Consider the following 14209-nt stretch of genomic DNA (forward strand, 5'->3'; position numbering starts at 1 on the left):
GCGGTGGACGGGATGGGCCATGGTGCTCGCCGGTATAAACCGGCGCGCCCATGCGTTCATCGTTTCCGTCCGGGCGCCCGCCCGCTCACCCTGCGACGAGCCTCCAGCTGTGCTGATGCCGCCGGCCTTCCCGGGCGTGGCGCTGGGCGCGAGCCTCCGCGAGGTCCGCCTCGTGCAGCGCCCGGGCGTAGCGCACGCGCGCCGCCTCCCCGCCGGACGCCAGCTCCTGCTCGGCGGCCGCCAGCTCCCGACGGGCCTCTTCACGCTGCTGCTCGACGCGTTCCGCGTACGTCATCCACTTCCTCCTGCCTTGGGGTGTGCCGGCGGGGATTGCACGGGACGGACCAGCCAGGGGCCACATCGCAAGGGGGCGAAACGACGAGGTGTCGCGGCGCGGCAACGACCTCGGGCGTGCGAAACCGATTTCCCAGGGCCGCGAAAACGAGGTCGCGGGGATTCGAAGCGGGTGCACGGCCGCACGCCCCTCCCCCGGAGGACCGACACAGGCAATCGCCGCACGGCCGGCTCGTCTACAGTTTCGACCGTGACATCCCAGACGCCCGCCATCGAAGTGAGGAACCTGCGCAAGACGTACCAGCGCGCCTTCCGCAGGACGGGGAACATCGCCCTGCGGGGCATGGACCTGTCGGTGCCCCAAGGAAGTGCCTTCGGGCTCATCGGCCCCAACGGCGCGGGGAAGACGACGTTCATCAAGAGCCTGCTCGGCATCGTCCAGCCCACCGAGGGCACCGTGCGCGTCCTGGGCGGCACGCCCGAGGATGCCCGCATCCGCGCGCGCATCGGCTACCTGCCCGAGCGCCTGCACCTGCCCGGCTCGTGGACGCCCACCGCGTTCCTCGCGACGGTGCGCCAGCTCAAGGGCCTGAAGCCGGACGCGCCGGGACACCTGAAGCTGCTCGAGCGCGTGGGCCTCTCGGACGCCGTGGGCCGGAAGATTGGTGGGTACTCCAAGGGCATGCGTCAGCGCTTGGGGCTGGCGGCGGCGCTCGTGGGGGAGCCGGAGCTGCTCATCCTGGACGAGCCCACGGACGGCATCGACCCGATGGGGCGCATGGAGGTGCGGCGCATCCTCCAGGAGGAGGTCCGGCGCGGCACGACGCTCTTCCTGAACTCGCACCTCTTGGCGGAGACGGAGCGCGTGTGCGATCGCGTGGCCATCCTCGCGGACGGCCGCGTGGTGCGCGAGGGGCGGCTGGAGGAGCTGGTGCGCGGCGGCTCGCGGTGGGTGGTGCGCTTCGCGCCGGGCACGAGCGCCGAGGCGCTGGCCGTCGCGGGCTTCACCCAGGCGCGGGCGGACGGCGTGTACCACGTGGAGGCCGAGGACCCGGCGGCGCTCAACGGCGCGCTGGACCGGGCGCGGGCCACCGGGGCGTTGCTGGTCGAGCTGCGGCGGGACGGGATGGATCTGGAGTCGGTGCTGCTGGGGACGATGGGCGCCGGCGCGGGGCGGGCGGAGGTGGCGGCATGAGGCCGGTGGTGGGAATCGCGGGTTACGTGCTGCGCGAGGCGGTGTCGCGCAAGTTCATCCTCGCCTTCATGGTGGGCATCACCCTGGTGCTGGCGGTGGTGGCGCTGAGCCTGAGGCTGGAGGTCATCGACGGGGCGCTGGCGGCGTCGCGGCTGTTCGGTCAGGACATCCGCGCGAACATCCAGTCCGTCGACGTGGCGTTGCGGCCGGTGTACCAGGCGGCGGCGTTCATCGTGTTCTACGGCGGCATCCTGTTCGGCATCGTCGCGTGCTCGGACTTCGCGCCCAGCCTGATGTCGCCGGGGCGCATCGAGCACCTGCTCGCGCTGCCCATCCAGCGCTGGCACCTGCTCGCGGGGACGTTCCTGGGGGTGATGACGCTGGCGCTGGGCGGGACACTGTATGGCACCACCGGGCTGGTGCTCATCTTCGGGGTGAAGGCGGGGTACTGGACGGTGGGGCCGCTCGTCGCGGGGCTGATGGCGTGCGTGGGCTTCGCGGCGGTGTACGCGGTGATGTTGACCACGGCGACGCTGGTGCGCAGCGCGGCGCTGTGCGCGGCGTCGGGCTTCGCCTTCATGGTGGGCGGCATCATCGCGGGCAACCGGCAGCAGATCGCCCGGTTCTTCGAGGAGGGGCTGAGCCGCGACGCGTTCCTGGGGGTGACGCTGCTGCTCCCCCGGCTGTCCGCGCTGGCCGAGGCCGCGGGGGACCTGGCCGCGTCGCTGCCCCTGGAGGTGAGCTCGCTGGGGACGCTGCTGCTGGGCGTCTTCGTCTTCGGGATGGCGGCGCTGGTGGTGGGATTCTGGCGGTTCGAGGGAAAGGACTACTGAGATGCAGAGGCGCCAGAAGCGAGGGGCGTGGTTGGCGATGGCGGCGCTGCTGTTCGTGGCCGCGGCGGTGTTGATGTTCCTGGGTCAGGGCGACAAGACCGAGACCGAGGAGCCCAAGGTGGAGTTCCCCCGGCGGATGCGCGCGCCGGAGCGGGAGCGCGCGGAGCGGCGCAGGACGCAGCCGACGCCCGTCGCGCCGGACGCGGGCGAGCAGGCCGCGGTGCCCGCGAAGCCGAGGGATCCACTGCTCGCGGCGCTGCCCCGGGGTCCGGGCAAGACGGCGGTGGTCATCGAGGCCAACGCGCTGAGGCACTCGCCCATCGGCGCGCTGCTGCTGGACTGCATGATGCGCGACGGCGGCAAGCAGTTGGAGCAGTTCCGCCAGAAGAGCGGCGTGGATCCGCTCCAGGACCTGGACCGGCTGGTCATCACCGACGAGGGGATGATGCTGTCGGGCAACTTCAGCAACGCGCGCTACCAGGAGCTGTTGGGCGACCGCGTGTCCGCGGACTACGGCCAGGGCGCGCGCGTGTACGAGCCGGGCGAGTCCACCGACACGCTGAAGGACGGCACCACCGTCACGCGACGGGGTGGGCCCTCCATCGGGACGTGGAACAACCAGCTGCTCGTCATGGGCAGGTCCCCCGACGAGGTGAAGGCCGCCATCGACCGCGTCGAGGGGCGTGGGCCGGACGAGCCGCCCGCCATCTCCGAGAACAGCACGTACGGCGAGATGTACGGCGTGCTGTCGGTGGAGCACATCGCCCGGCTGCTGCCGAAGGAGCAGGCGGCGCTCGCGCAGCGGCTGCGTGACGTGGCCCAGAACGTGGAACTGCACCTGGACGCCAGCTCGGACGTGGCGCTGGTGGCGGAGATCCAGGGCGCCAACGCGGACGACGTGACGGACCTGGGCAAGTCCCTGGGCGCTGCGCTGTCCCTGGCGCGCATCAAGGCCCAGGCGGGCGAGGACAAGGATCTGGCCCAGCTGCTCGACTTCGCCAAGGTGAAGCCGGATGGCAACTCCTTCACCCTGGAGATGGCCGTCCCCCTGGCCGTCATCCAGGAGCGGCTGGCCTTCTGCAAGGAGGAGCGCCGCGCCGCCGAGGCCACTGCGCCCACCGAGGGCGAGGCCAAGGTGGGGGTCGAGCAGGCCCCAGCGCCCTGATCCACGGCCGGACGCCCGGCGGGCGCATGCTCTCCGAGCGTCCGGAGGACCGAGCGCCATGGCCAAGGCGCGTGGATCTCTGCGACACTCTCGCGCCGTAAGGCCTGTCTCACCCCCCTCGAGACAGTCCCCCGACGAGAGAACCGATTGATGATTTCACGTGTGTCGAGGGTCGCCCCGTTGCTGTTCGGCTCGGGGCTCTGCGCCCTTGTCTACCAGACGGTGTGGCTGCGGGAGTTCCGTCTCATCTTCGGCGCCAGCACCGCGGCGTCGGCGGCCGTGCTGGCCATCTTCATGGCGGGGCTGGGACTGGGCGGTGTGCTCCTCGGCGCGCGCGCGGACCGGAACCCACGCCCGCTGAACTACTACGCCAACCTGGAGCTGCTCATCGCGGCCAGCGCGGGCCTGAGCCCGTTCCTGGTGGAGCTGGCGCGCGCGGCCTACATCGGCGTCGGCGGCACGCCCAGCCTGGGGCTCTTCGGCGGCAGCGTGGCGCGGCTGGTGCTCTCCACGCTCGTGCTCGCCGTGCCGACGGTGCTGATGGGCGGCACGCTGCCGGCCGCCGCGCGCGCGGTGCAGTCGGATGAGGACCCCGCGCGTCGACACCTCGCCATCCTCTACGGCGTCAACACGCTGGGCGCCGTCACCGGCGCGACGCTGTCCACCTTCTTCATGCTGGAGGTGTACGGCAACCGCACCACGCTGTGGATCGCCTGCCTCCTCAACGCGGCCGTCGCCATCTGCGCGCGCAGCGTGAGCCGCTCCATGGAGCCAGAGGCCGCGACGGCGAAGCCCCAGGCCGCTTCCGAGTCCTCCGCCGTGGCGCAGGAAACCACCGCTCCGCTCGCGGCGCCGCCTGCCCAGGCCACGCCCACGTCCCGCTTCGCCCTGGTGGCGGCGCTGCTCGTGGGCTTCGCGTTCCTGCTGATGGAGCTGGTGTGGTACCGGATGCTGGGCCCCATCCTGGGCGGCAGCACCTTCACCTTCGGCCTCATCCTCGCCATGGCGCTGCTGGGCATCGGCCTGGGTGGCGCGGCCTATTCTTTCTTCTTCCGCCACCGGCCGGCCACACTGTCGGGCTTCGCCCTGACGTGCGCCGCGGAGGCCGCGTTCATCGCCCTGCCCTTCGCGCTCGGAGACCGGCTCGCCGTCTTCGCCGCGCTGCTGCGCCCGCTGGGCGGAGTCGGCTTCGGCGGGATGATGCTGGCCTGGGCCCTGGTGGCCTCGGTGGTCATCCTGCCCGCCGCGTTCATCTCCGGCGTCCAGTTCCCGCTGCTGCTGGCGCTCGTGGGCAAGGGCAGCAAGGACGTGGGCAAGCAGGTGGGGCAGATCTACGCCTGGAACACGGTGGGCTCCATCGTGGGCTCGCTGGCGGGTGGCTTCGGGGTGATTCCGCTGATGACGGCGCCCGTCACCTGGCAGCTCGTCGCCGGGCTGCTCGCCGTGCTGGGGCTCGCGTCGGCCGCCCTGTCGCTGAAGGTGGAGCAGCGGGTGTCCGCGCTGTTCGTGCCGGCCTCCGTCGGAGCGCTCGCGCTGGTGCTGCTGTCGGCCCAGGGCCCCTCGGCGGTGTGGCGACACGGCGGCGTGGGCGCCGGACGCGACATGCTCAACCAGTCGAGCATCAACCACATCGAGGCATGGGAGCGGAACCGGGCACGCGGCATGGTCTGGGAGAAGGACGGCGTGGAGAGCAGCGTCGCGCTCAACTCGAGCGTCGGCCTGTCCTTCATCGTCAACGGCAAGACGGACGGCAACACCATCGGCGACGCGCCGACCCAGGTGATGAGCGGCCTGCTCGGCGCGCTGCTCCATGAGGCCCCCCGGAACTCGCTCGTCATCGGCCTGGGCACGGGCAGCACGGCGGGCTGGTTGGGCGCCGTTCCAAGCATGGAGCGGGTGGACGTGGTGGAGATCGAATCCGCCATCCTCGAAGTCGCCCGGCAGTGCTCGGCCGTCAACCAGAACGTGATGGACAACCCGAAGGTCCACACCTTCGTCGCCGACGCACGCGAGGTGCTGCTGACCACGCGACAGCGCTACGACATCATCTTCTCCGAGCCCTCCAATCCGTACCGCGCGGGCATCGCCAGCCTCTTCACGCGAGACTTCTACCAAGCCGTGAAGCAGCGGCTGGCCGATGACGGCATCTTCGTGCAGTGGCTGCAGGCCTACGAGGTGGACGCGCTCACCGTGCAGAGCGCCTTCGCCACGCTCGCCTCGGAGTTCGAGTCCGTGGAGACGTGGCAGGTCCACTCCGGAGACCTGCTACTCGTGGCGACGCACAAGCCCCTGGTCCACGACGTGGACAAGCTGCGGGCCCGCATCGCCGAGGTCCCCTACCGTGACGCGCTGCGCTCCACCTGGCGCACGGACGAGGTGGAGGGCGTGCTCGCGCGCTTCGTGGCGGGCCCCGACTTCACCGCGAAGGTGGCGGAGCAGAGCCAGGAGTTCATCAACACGGACGACGTGTCGTTCATGGAGTTCGCCTTCGCGCGCAGCCTGGGACGCAACACCGGCTTCTCCATCCAGACGCTGCGGGACGTCGCGAACACGCTCGGCATGGGCCGCCCGGCCATCCGGGGTCAGGTGGACTGGAACCGGGTGGCGCTCAACCGCGCGTGGAGCGGGATTCCGCTCTCGAACGAGGAGCGGCTCAGCGCCCCCGTGCAGGCCGTTGCCCCGACCATCGACGCCTTCAACCGCAAGCAACTGCCCGCCATCCGCGCGCGCTGGCAGAAGGAGCCCTGGGAGCCTCGTGGCCCCCGGGAGCAGCTCGCGCTCACCCACGCTCTCGCGAACCAGGGCGACGACGCGGCCCTCAAGTACCTGGAGCCACTGCGCGCGACGCTGCCGGTGGAAGCGGACCTGCTGGAGGGACTGCTGCGACTGCGCCAGCGCAAGATTCCGGAGGCCGCCGCGCTGTTCGAGCGAGGCTTCATCGCCCACCGGACGAATCCCTGGCCCGACCGCGACGTGGTCTCCGCCATCCTTCCCCAGTTGCACATCATCGCCCGCGCGGACAAGGTGCTCGGCCGCAGGATGGTGGACGTCCTCGCCCAGCCGTTCGCCTCCCACGCGCTGACGATGGCGCGCGAGGAGACGCGCATCGAGCTGGCCCACGTGGTGGACTGGCTGGGCCTGTGCGTTTCCGTCCTGGAGCCGGTGGAGCCAAACACCGTCTGGGACAGCAAGCAGTTGGATGACCGCCGGCGCTGCTACGAACACCACAAGCACGCCCTGGCGGAGCGGGCCAGCACCGAGCTGGAGCGCCTGCTCGCCAACGCTCCCTCCGTGTTCATGGCGGAGACGGTCGAATCGCTCCCGACCGCCCCCGCCACGCCCGCGGCGCCCACCGCCCCGGGGCAGGCCACCGAGACGGCGCCGTAGCACGGACGCACCGAGGGCGGCCCACACCGGGCCGCCCTCACACCACCATGGCGCGCACCTCGTCCGTGAAGGCGTGCTCCTCCTCGGTGTGCACCACCAACGGTGGCAGGACGGTCAGCTCCGGGTGACCGCCCTTCACCGCGTGCAGCAGCACCAGCTTCGCGGGCCGGTCCGCGCGCGGATGGACCCACCGCACCACGCGCGGCTCCAGCCCGAAGACGCGCAGCACCGTCACCAGCTCCGCGAAGCGTGACGCCGGGTACACCATGCACAGCCCTCCCCGGGGCTCGAGCAGGTGCGCCGCGGCCCTCGACACGTCCGACAGCTCGCACGCGAGTTCATGCCTCGCCAGCGCCTTCTCCGTGGACAGGCTGGTGTGCCCCGTCGCCCGCGCCCGGTACGGCGGATTGCACAGCACCTGCGCGAAGCCGCCCGCCGGGAACTGCTCGTCCACGCGCCGCAAATCCCCCAACACCAGCGACACCTCCTGCTCGCAGTGGTTGAGCAGCACATTGCGTCGGGCCAGGGAGAACAGGCCCGGCTGCAGCTCGAGCCCGAGGATGTCCCTGCCACGCCACCGGCAGGCGAGCACCAGCGGGATGATTCCGCAGCCCGTGCCCAGGTCCATCAGCCGCCCGCGCCCGGCGCCGCCCACCGACACCGCGAAGTGCACCAGCAACAGCGGGTCCAACGTGAAGCGATAGCCCAGCCGGCGCTGGAGCACCCGCACCGCTCCGCCACAGATGGCGTCCAACGTCTCGCCGGGCCCCGCCTGGAGCTCCAGCGCCGAGCGCCCCGACTCGTCCGGCGCGCTGTGCGTCAGCACCCTCACGCGGGCGGACTACGCTTCCGTGTCGAGGAACAGCAGGCCCGCCGGAGGCAACGGCTCCACGCGGAGCGTCCTCGGCGGCAGCGTGGCCTGCGCCTCCATCACCGCGCGCACCTCCCAGATGGGCGGCGGATTGAGCGCGAAGCCCACCTGGAACGTGCCCGACTCCACCCCCTTCACCAGCGTCTCCAGTCCCTGCACCGGGAACACCTGGGGATGTCCCGCCGCCTCGGGCTCGCGGATGCCCAGCACCGTCCTCAGCACCAGCGCGTTGAGCAGCGCCAGGTCCAGGCTGCGCAGCGTCGGGTTGCGCGGCGCGCCCTTCAGATGCGCCAGGTCCAACCCCTGTCGGAAGCGCAGGATGCGCCCCCTGCCGCCCGGCAACACCAGCAGCACCGCGTGGTGCCCGGTGATGAGCGTCGCCAGCCGCTCCCGCGCGGCGATGAGCCCTCGAGGCGTGTCGAGCGGCTCGTCCAGCTCGTACACCCGCGCGTACGCGGTGACGAGGGTGAGGAAGGTCTCCTCCTTGAACGTGTCCACGCCCTTGAGCGCGCGGTGGATGGGGAGCACCTCCAGTCCCGGGTCCGACAGGGGCACCACCGCGGCCAGCGTGGGCCCACCTTCCGCCAGCGCGCTGAGCGGGCGCATGGGGGCCTCGTCCAGCACGGCCTGGATGCGCTTGGAGACGGGCGAAGGCTCGATGCGGCGCAGCGACAGCGGGTGGCCGTCGTAGTCCCCCTCCCACACCAGGGTGGAGCGCTCGCTCGCCTCGGCCAGCAGGCCGCGGAACACACCATGGTCGTCCGCGGTCAGCGTGACCGCGGGCTCGGCCTCCCACGCACGGGGCCGGTACGGGTCATCCTCCAGCGGGGTGCCCGCGTCCGGCCGCAGCGAGCACAGCAGGTAGCGGACCGGCGGGCCGCCCAGCTTGCCCGCCGGGCTGTGGACCTCCACCACGTAGAGCGCGGGCCGGGCGTCGCGCAGCAACGTGCCCGACTCCCGCTGGCGTCGCAGCTCCGCCGAGGGGTTGGCGGCCTCCAGCAGGGGCCGGACGTGGGAAGGCTGGGGCACCGCGTTGCTGCGCGGCACGTAGCCGCTGGGCTCGAGGGTCCGAGCCAGCGGGGTCAGCAGGGCCGTGAAGGGATGGACGCGCGCCATGTCGCGAGGAAAGGTGATGTCTGCCTCCCCTCGGTGCCACGACGCATGCTCGCCCGCCCCCCGGGCCGTCTACCACCAGACGTTGCGGTAGGGCCGGTCCTTGGCGTTCTTCAGCGCGGAGCGGTCCACGCTCTCCTCCCACAGCAGGCTCACCGTGGTGATGGCGCCCGCGGAGCCGAGGAAGGACAGCACGTACGGCGTGGACTGGTCGAAGCCGCCCAGCACCAGGCCGGAGATGAGCAGCACCGCCGCGCCCACGCCCGCGCCGAACAGGTCCGCGCGCAGAATCTGCGAGGGCGTCGGGTTGTAGCGCATGGTGGCCAGCGCCAGCGCGCCCGCGCCGATGCCCGGCGCGAGCAGCAGCGTGTCCCGCCACGTCTTCGAGGAGATGTCCGTTCCGGAGAAGTGGATGACGGCCAGCAGCAGCGCCGCGTAGGCCGCGCCCCACCCCGCGCCGGAGGAGATCAACAGGCCGTCGTTCAGCGGGAGCTGCCCGCCGCCGAGCCCCGCCGTCAGCCACGCGCCCAGCTCCGCGCCCAGGAACGCGGACCAGGTGAGCACCCCCGCGTCCTGGGTGAAGAGGTCCATGAAGCCGGCCATGAAGGCGCCGCCCACGCCCGAGTTGATGATGGTGAAGGACGCCATGGGTTTGTCCACCCAGTTGTTGAATTGCCACCAGGAGGACGCGCCGAAGCCCAGGCCCGCGCCAATCAACGTGCCGGCCAGCATCGCCTCGCGCGAGCTCTGGTCGAAGTCGAAGTCATTGGCGAACGCCTGCGTGAAGAAGCCCCCCAGCGCGCCCAGCGCCGTGTGGTGCGCGATGAAGCGGAAGCTGCCCGGCCCCGACAGGAAGGGCCCCAGGCGCTGACGCCCATCCAGGATGGCGCCGCTGTCCACATACGGCGGCGGCGTGGCCGAGGCCGACGGCGTCAGCGACGCGGGCGTGCCGTCCTGCGTCAGCGGTGACTGGCGCAGGTCCGGTGCGTCCGCGCGCGGCACGTCTGACGTTTGTGGAGGGTTGTCCACGCGAGGCATCGTCGCCGGGTCCGGAGGAGAGGCCGGCACGCTGTTCGACGGCGGCGGCTCGGCCATCCGAGGGTCGGCGTACGGGTCCACGGGCGGCAGCGGCTCCGGCGGAGTCGAGGGCGCGGGGTCCTGCGGAGGATACGCGGGCTGCGTCGGAGCCGGCTCCGACGGGTACGACGAGCCCACCTGGGCGCGCGCGCCTTCGGGCGTCGCGAGCAGCAGCGTGAAGACGGAGCAGAGACAGAGCCAGTTTCGCAGAGGTGACACGCAAGGACTCCTTGGGTCCAAACGACACAAGACCACAACCCAGGCCCGGGTGGTGTTTTTTGCGCGCACCTGGGCGGGTGGAAGTGTGTCTCGGTGGCTCGAAGCGTCACGGGCACGGCATTCGTGCACGGATGCTTCAATTCCCTCGCGACGCGGAGCGACCTCGGGCATCCGTGCGCATCATGCCCAACGGGTTCTCGTGGTCCGAGCTCGATGTCGACTCCGCGCGTGTGGTCGTCATCAAGGATGTCCCCCTGCCCTCCTCACGTCGGGACTTCGTCCTGTACTGGTGCATGGTCAACCATCGCGCCGAGGAGAACCACGCGCTCGATGCGGCCATCGCGCTCGGCAACCACCTGGGGTTGCCCGTCGTCGTGTATCAAGCGCTGCGTCCGGACTATCCCCATGCGTCGGACCGGCTCCACGCGTGGGCGCTGGAGGGCATGGCGGACCTCGCGTCGGCCCTCGCGTCGCGCGGCCTGCCCTACTGGCTGGAGCTGCCGCGCACGACGAAGCAGCATCGCCCCCGACTGGCGGAGCTGGGACGGCGCGCGGCGGCGGTGGTGTCCGACCTCTTCCCCACGTACATCATCCCCGGCCACTTGCGAGGCGCGGCCAAGGCCCTGGAGGTGCCGCTGTTCGCGGTGGACGCCTCGTGCGTCGTGCCCATGCAGCGCATCCCCACGGTGCAGGCCGGCGCGTACACGCTGCGCCCCAAGCTCCAGAAGCTGTGGCCCGAGTACCTTGGACGGACGTTGCGCGCGCGTCCGGTGAAGGCCGCGGCCGCGGGGCGCGCCCTGGAGCCGGACTTCGAGCTGGCCGACGCGAAGCAGGCCCGGCAGGAGCTGTCCGCCTTCCACATCGACCACAAGGTGGCGGCGCTCGAGGAGCGCGGTGGACGAAAGGCGGCGCTCAAGACGCTGGAGGCCTTCCTCCACGGCAAGCTCGAGGGCTACGACACCGAGCGCAATGACCCCGGCCGCGCGCACCAGTCCGGCCTGTCCCCCTTCTTCCACTGGGGCAACCTCTTCGCGGGCGAGGCGGCCCGGGCGGCCATCCGCGCGCGCGGCACGGACCACCCCGCGGTGAGGAGCTTCCTCGAGGAGCTGCTGGTGCGGCGCGAGCTGGGCTTCAACTTCTGCTTCCACACGCCCGAGGACAAGCAGCTCTCCGTGGAGTCCCTGCCGGGCTGGGCGCGCGAGACGCTGTCCACCCACCAGAAGGACCCGCGCGAGCACCTGTACTCCCTGGAGCAGTTGGAGCACGCGCGCACGGCGGACGGCCTGTGGAACGCGGCGCAGCGCGAGCTCTTGGAGCGCGGCCGCATCCACAACTACCTGCGCATGCTGTGGGGCAAGAAGATCCTCGAGTGGAGCGCCACGCCCGACGAGGGCCTGAAGCGCATCGCCCACCTCAACGACAAGTACGCGGTGGACGGCAGGGACCCCGCGAGCGTGGCCAACTTCATGTGGGTCCTGGGGCTGCACGACAGGCCGTTCCAGGAGCGCAAGGTGCTGGGCAAGGTGCGGCCCATGAGCTCGCCGCGCACGGCGGAGAAGTTCAACCTGGCGCCCTACATGACGCGCTGGGGCCGGCCGGGGGATCCGCCGGTGAAGCTCAAGCGCTCGCGCCGCGTCCAGGAGTGATGCGCCGGGCCGTTGACATTCGTGCGCTCAAGGGCGACTCGGCGGTTCCCTTCTCGGCCCGGCGTCGATAAACGAATGGCCAGGACACTGAAATCAGGAGCCGTGCCATGGGCATGCTGAAGTTCGATATCCCCCACTCCCTGCCGAAGGACCAGGTGAAGCAGCGCGTCGAGGAGCTCCTCCGGTACTGGGGTGGCAAGTACGGAGTGAAGGCCGACTGGCAGGGCGAGGGCGCCAAGATTGTCGGCAAGGTGATGGGCATCCAGCTGGACGCCTCGTTCGTCATCACCGACAAGGCCGTCGAGGGCGAGGGCACGGACCCGGGCATGCTCCTGCGCGGGCAGGCCAAGTCCTACCTCCAGAAGAAGTTCGGTGCCGTGCTGGACCCCAGCAAGTCGCTGGACCAGGTGAAGTCCTCGCTGGACTGAGAGCCCCCGGCCTCCGCGCGACACTCAGTGCGGAGGCTGCTCCTCCAGCGCGGCGAGCGCATAGCGCGCCGCGCGGGAGATGGCCTCGGCCGAGTCCAGCATCTCCGGGTAGTGCCCCGCCAGCGTTCGCTGGGGGAAGCGCAGCTGCGCAATCGCGTTGCGGTAGCTGCGACGGGCCGCCTCGGAGTCGTGGCTGCGCTCCTGCACCTGCGCCAGCAGGTAGTGGCCAATGGCGAGCGTGGGCTCCAGGAAGAGCGCCTTGCCCAGCTCCGAGCGCGCCTCCCGCAGCTCCCCGGCCTGCAGCGCGGCCACGCCACCGAACACGCGCGCCTCCACGCACAGCGGCTCGCGCTGGATGGCCTGGGCGAACGCCTCCCGCGCCTCGGTGATGCGGCCGGTGAGCGAGTAGAGATTGCCCAGCGTGAGCAGCGCGTCCAGGTCACTCGGCTCGTCCACCAGCAGGCGCTGCACGCCCTGGATGGCTGCGGGGAAATCCCCCTGCGTCATCTTCCGCACCGCCATGGCCAGCCGCTCCGCGGGAGGCAGCAGCTTGGGCCACGCGGTGGCGGAGGGAAGCTCACCGGTGACGGTGCGCGCGGGCGCGGACACCGCCGGCAGCTCCACGGTGGGACGCGTGCGGACCGCGTCCGCGGCGCTCACCGCCGGCAGCTCCACGGTGACGCGGGGACGGCCCAGGTCGTTGGTCTTCGTCGTCGCGGGCGGCTGCGTGCCGGAGGCCTGCGTCGTGGCGGGCGGCGTGGACGCGGCGGGCAGCGGGCGCACGGCCGGGAAGGCACCGGAGAGCGCGCCGGGACCTCGGGTGGACGCGGTGTCCGGGGTGCTCGCGCGAGGACGGGCGCCCTGGGCCAGTTCCACCGCGGGGCGCGCGTAGACGGCCGGGGAGAAGGGCTCGGGCTCCGGCGCGCGGGCCGGCGGCTCGGTGGAGACAGGATACGGGTGGATGCGCAGCGGCGGCGGACGGTAGCCCTTGTCGCTGGGCGGGCGCCGGTAAACGAAGGCGCCGTCGACCTCGATCATCTCGAAGCGGTCATAGACCTTGAAGAGGCTCTCCGAGTACCCGAGGAACAAGAGCCCCCCGGGCCGCAGCGCGCTCAGGAAGCGGTCCATCAGCCCGCGGATGGTGGGCAGGTCGAAGTAGATGATGACGTTGCGGCAGAGGATGAGGTCCAGCGAGTTCAGCGCGACCTTGTCGAAGACGGGGACCGCCAGGTTCTGTCCATCGAAGCGGATGTACTCACGCAGCGCGGGCAGCGCCTCGTGGCCATCCTCGACGGGGCGGAAGAAGCGGGCCAGCCGCTCCGGATGGATGCTGATGCTCCGGCGCGTGGAGAACCTCCCCTGCCGGGCGGCCTCCACCGCGGCCAGGTTCAGGTCGGTGGCCCACAGGTCCACCTCCGTTGACAGCGCGCCCAGCTCCGCCAGCACCATGGCCATGCTGTAGGGCTCCTCGCCCGTCGCACAGCCCGCGGACCAGATGGACACCTTGCGCATCTCCCGGCGCGCGCGGGCGAGCAGGTCCGGCAGCACGCTCTTCTCCAGCGCGCGGAACTGCTTGGCGTCGCGGAAGAACTCCGTGTGCCCCACCGTCACCAGGGGCAACAGCGAGCGCAGCTCCTCCTCGCCCCCCACGCCCGTCAGCCGCTGGAGGTAGCGCTCCGGCTCCTCGATGCCGAGCACCGGCATGCGGGTGGACAGGGCCAGCCGCAGGCTGTGGAACCCATCCGGGGTGATCTTCAGCCCCGCGCGCTCCAGGAGGAGCGCGGCCAGTTGCTGAAGCACTTTGTTGCTCACGTTCAGCACGCTTCCACCCACTGCACCAACGTGGGGCCGATGCGCTCCAGCGGCAGCACCTCCTGCGCCGCCCCGAGCAACACCGCCTCGCGAGGCATGCCCCACACCGCGGACGTGCTCTCATCCTGGGCGATGGTCCGCCCTCCCCGCTCCCGGATCTCCTTCATCC

The 14209-nt window shown here is 71.4% G+C and carries 12 protein-coding genes; 6 read left to right on the forward strand and 6 right to left on the reverse strand.

The window, feature by feature from the left end; genetic code table 11:
- Positions 1-85: 85 nt before the first annotated feature.
- Positions 86-295: a hypothetical protein gene (locus FL311_RS32385; protein WP_141331311.1), complete on the reverse strand. Its 210-nt coding sequence runs from the start codon at positions 293-295 to the stop codon at positions 86-88.
- A 249-nt stretch (positions 296-544) separates the two neighbouring features.
- Between FL311_RS32385 and FL311_RS32390 the strand changes: the two genes are divergently transcribed.
- The 4 genes from FL311_RS32390 (at position 545) to FL311_RS32405 (ending at position 6874) form a co-directional block, all read left to right on the forward strand.
- Positions 545-1489, forward strand: a complete 945-nt coding sequence (locus tag FL311_RS32390; RefSeq protein WP_228557227.1) for an ABC transporter ATP-binding protein — start codon at positions 545-547, stop codon at positions 1487-1489.
- Entirely contained in the window at positions 1486-2322 is an 837-nt protein-coding gene (locus FL311_RS32395; protein WP_141331313.1) for a hypothetical protein, read from the forward strand. The genes FL311_RS32390 and FL311_RS32395 overlap by 4 nt, the downstream gene beginning before the upstream one ends.
- A 1-nt stretch (position 2323) precedes the next feature.
- Positions 2324-3487, forward strand: a complete 1164-nt coding sequence (locus tag FL311_RS32400; RefSeq protein ID WP_141331315.1) for a hypothetical protein — start codon at positions 2324-2326, stop codon at positions 3485-3487.
- A gap of 150 nt (positions 3488-3637) precedes the next feature.
- A complete protein-coding gene (locus FL311_RS32405; protein ID WP_141331317.1) occupies positions 3638-6874 on the forward strand; it encodes a fused MFS/spermidine synthase in 3237 nt (1078 codons plus the stop codon).
- A gap of 37 nt (positions 6875-6911) precedes the next feature.
- Here the strand turns inward: FL311_RS32405 and FL311_RS32410 are convergent, their stop codons facing one another.
- From FL311_RS32410 to FL311_RS32420, 3 genes are all read right to left on the reverse strand, one after another.
- Positions 6912-7706, reverse strand: a complete 795-nt coding sequence (locus FL311_RS32410) for a tRNA1(Val) (adenine(37)-N6)-methyltransferase (protein WP_141331319.1) — start codon at positions 7704-7706, stop codon at positions 6912-6914.
- A 9-nt stretch (positions 7707-7715) separates the two neighbouring features.
- A complete protein-coding gene (locus FL311_RS32415) occupies positions 7716-8861 on the reverse strand; it encodes a DUF1015 family protein (RefSeq protein WP_141331321.1) in 1146 nt (381 codons plus the stop codon).
- A 69-nt stretch (positions 8862-8930) separates the two neighbouring features.
- Entirely contained in the window at positions 8931-10154 is a 1224-nt protein-coding gene (locus FL311_RS32420) for a hypothetical protein (RefSeq protein ID WP_194869452.1), read from the reverse strand.
- A gap of 182 nt (positions 10155-10336) precedes the next feature.
- Between FL311_RS32420 and FL311_RS32425 the strand changes: the two genes are divergently transcribed.
- Both FL311_RS32425 and FL311_RS32430 read left to right on the forward strand, forming a co-directional pair.
- A complete protein-coding gene (locus tag FL311_RS32425; RefSeq protein ID WP_141331328.1) occupies positions 10337-11800 on the forward strand; it encodes a deoxyribodipyrimidine photo-lyase in 1464 nt (487 codons plus the stop codon).
- Between the two features lie 107 nt (positions 11801-11907).
- The gene (locus tag FL311_RS32430) at positions 11908-12228 is read left to right on the forward strand and encodes a polyhydroxyalkanoic acid system family protein (protein WP_046713526.1); all 321 of its coding nucleotides are present in this window, start codon (positions 11908-11910) and stop codon (positions 12226-12228) included.
- A 24-nt stretch (positions 12229-12252) separates the two neighbouring features.
- Here FL311_RS32430 and FL311_RS32435 read toward each other — a convergent pair whose 3' ends face one another.
- A complete protein-coding gene (locus tag FL311_RS32435) occupies positions 12253-14049 on the reverse strand; it encodes a protein-glutamate O-methyltransferase (RefSeq protein ID WP_141331323.1) in 1797 nt (598 codons plus the stop codon).
- Positions 14043-14209: chemotaxis protein CheB (locus FL311_RS32440; RefSeq protein WP_305036175.1), on the reverse strand; the 167-nt coding region annotated here is incomplete at its 5' end. The genes FL311_RS32440 and FL311_RS32435, both read right to left, overlap by 7 nt.

Origin of the sequence: Myxococcus sp. AB025B (genome assembly GCF_006518215.1) — a bacterium.
GTDB lineage: Bacteria > Myxococcota > Myxococcia > Myxococcales > Myxococcaceae > Myxococcus > Myxococcus fulvus.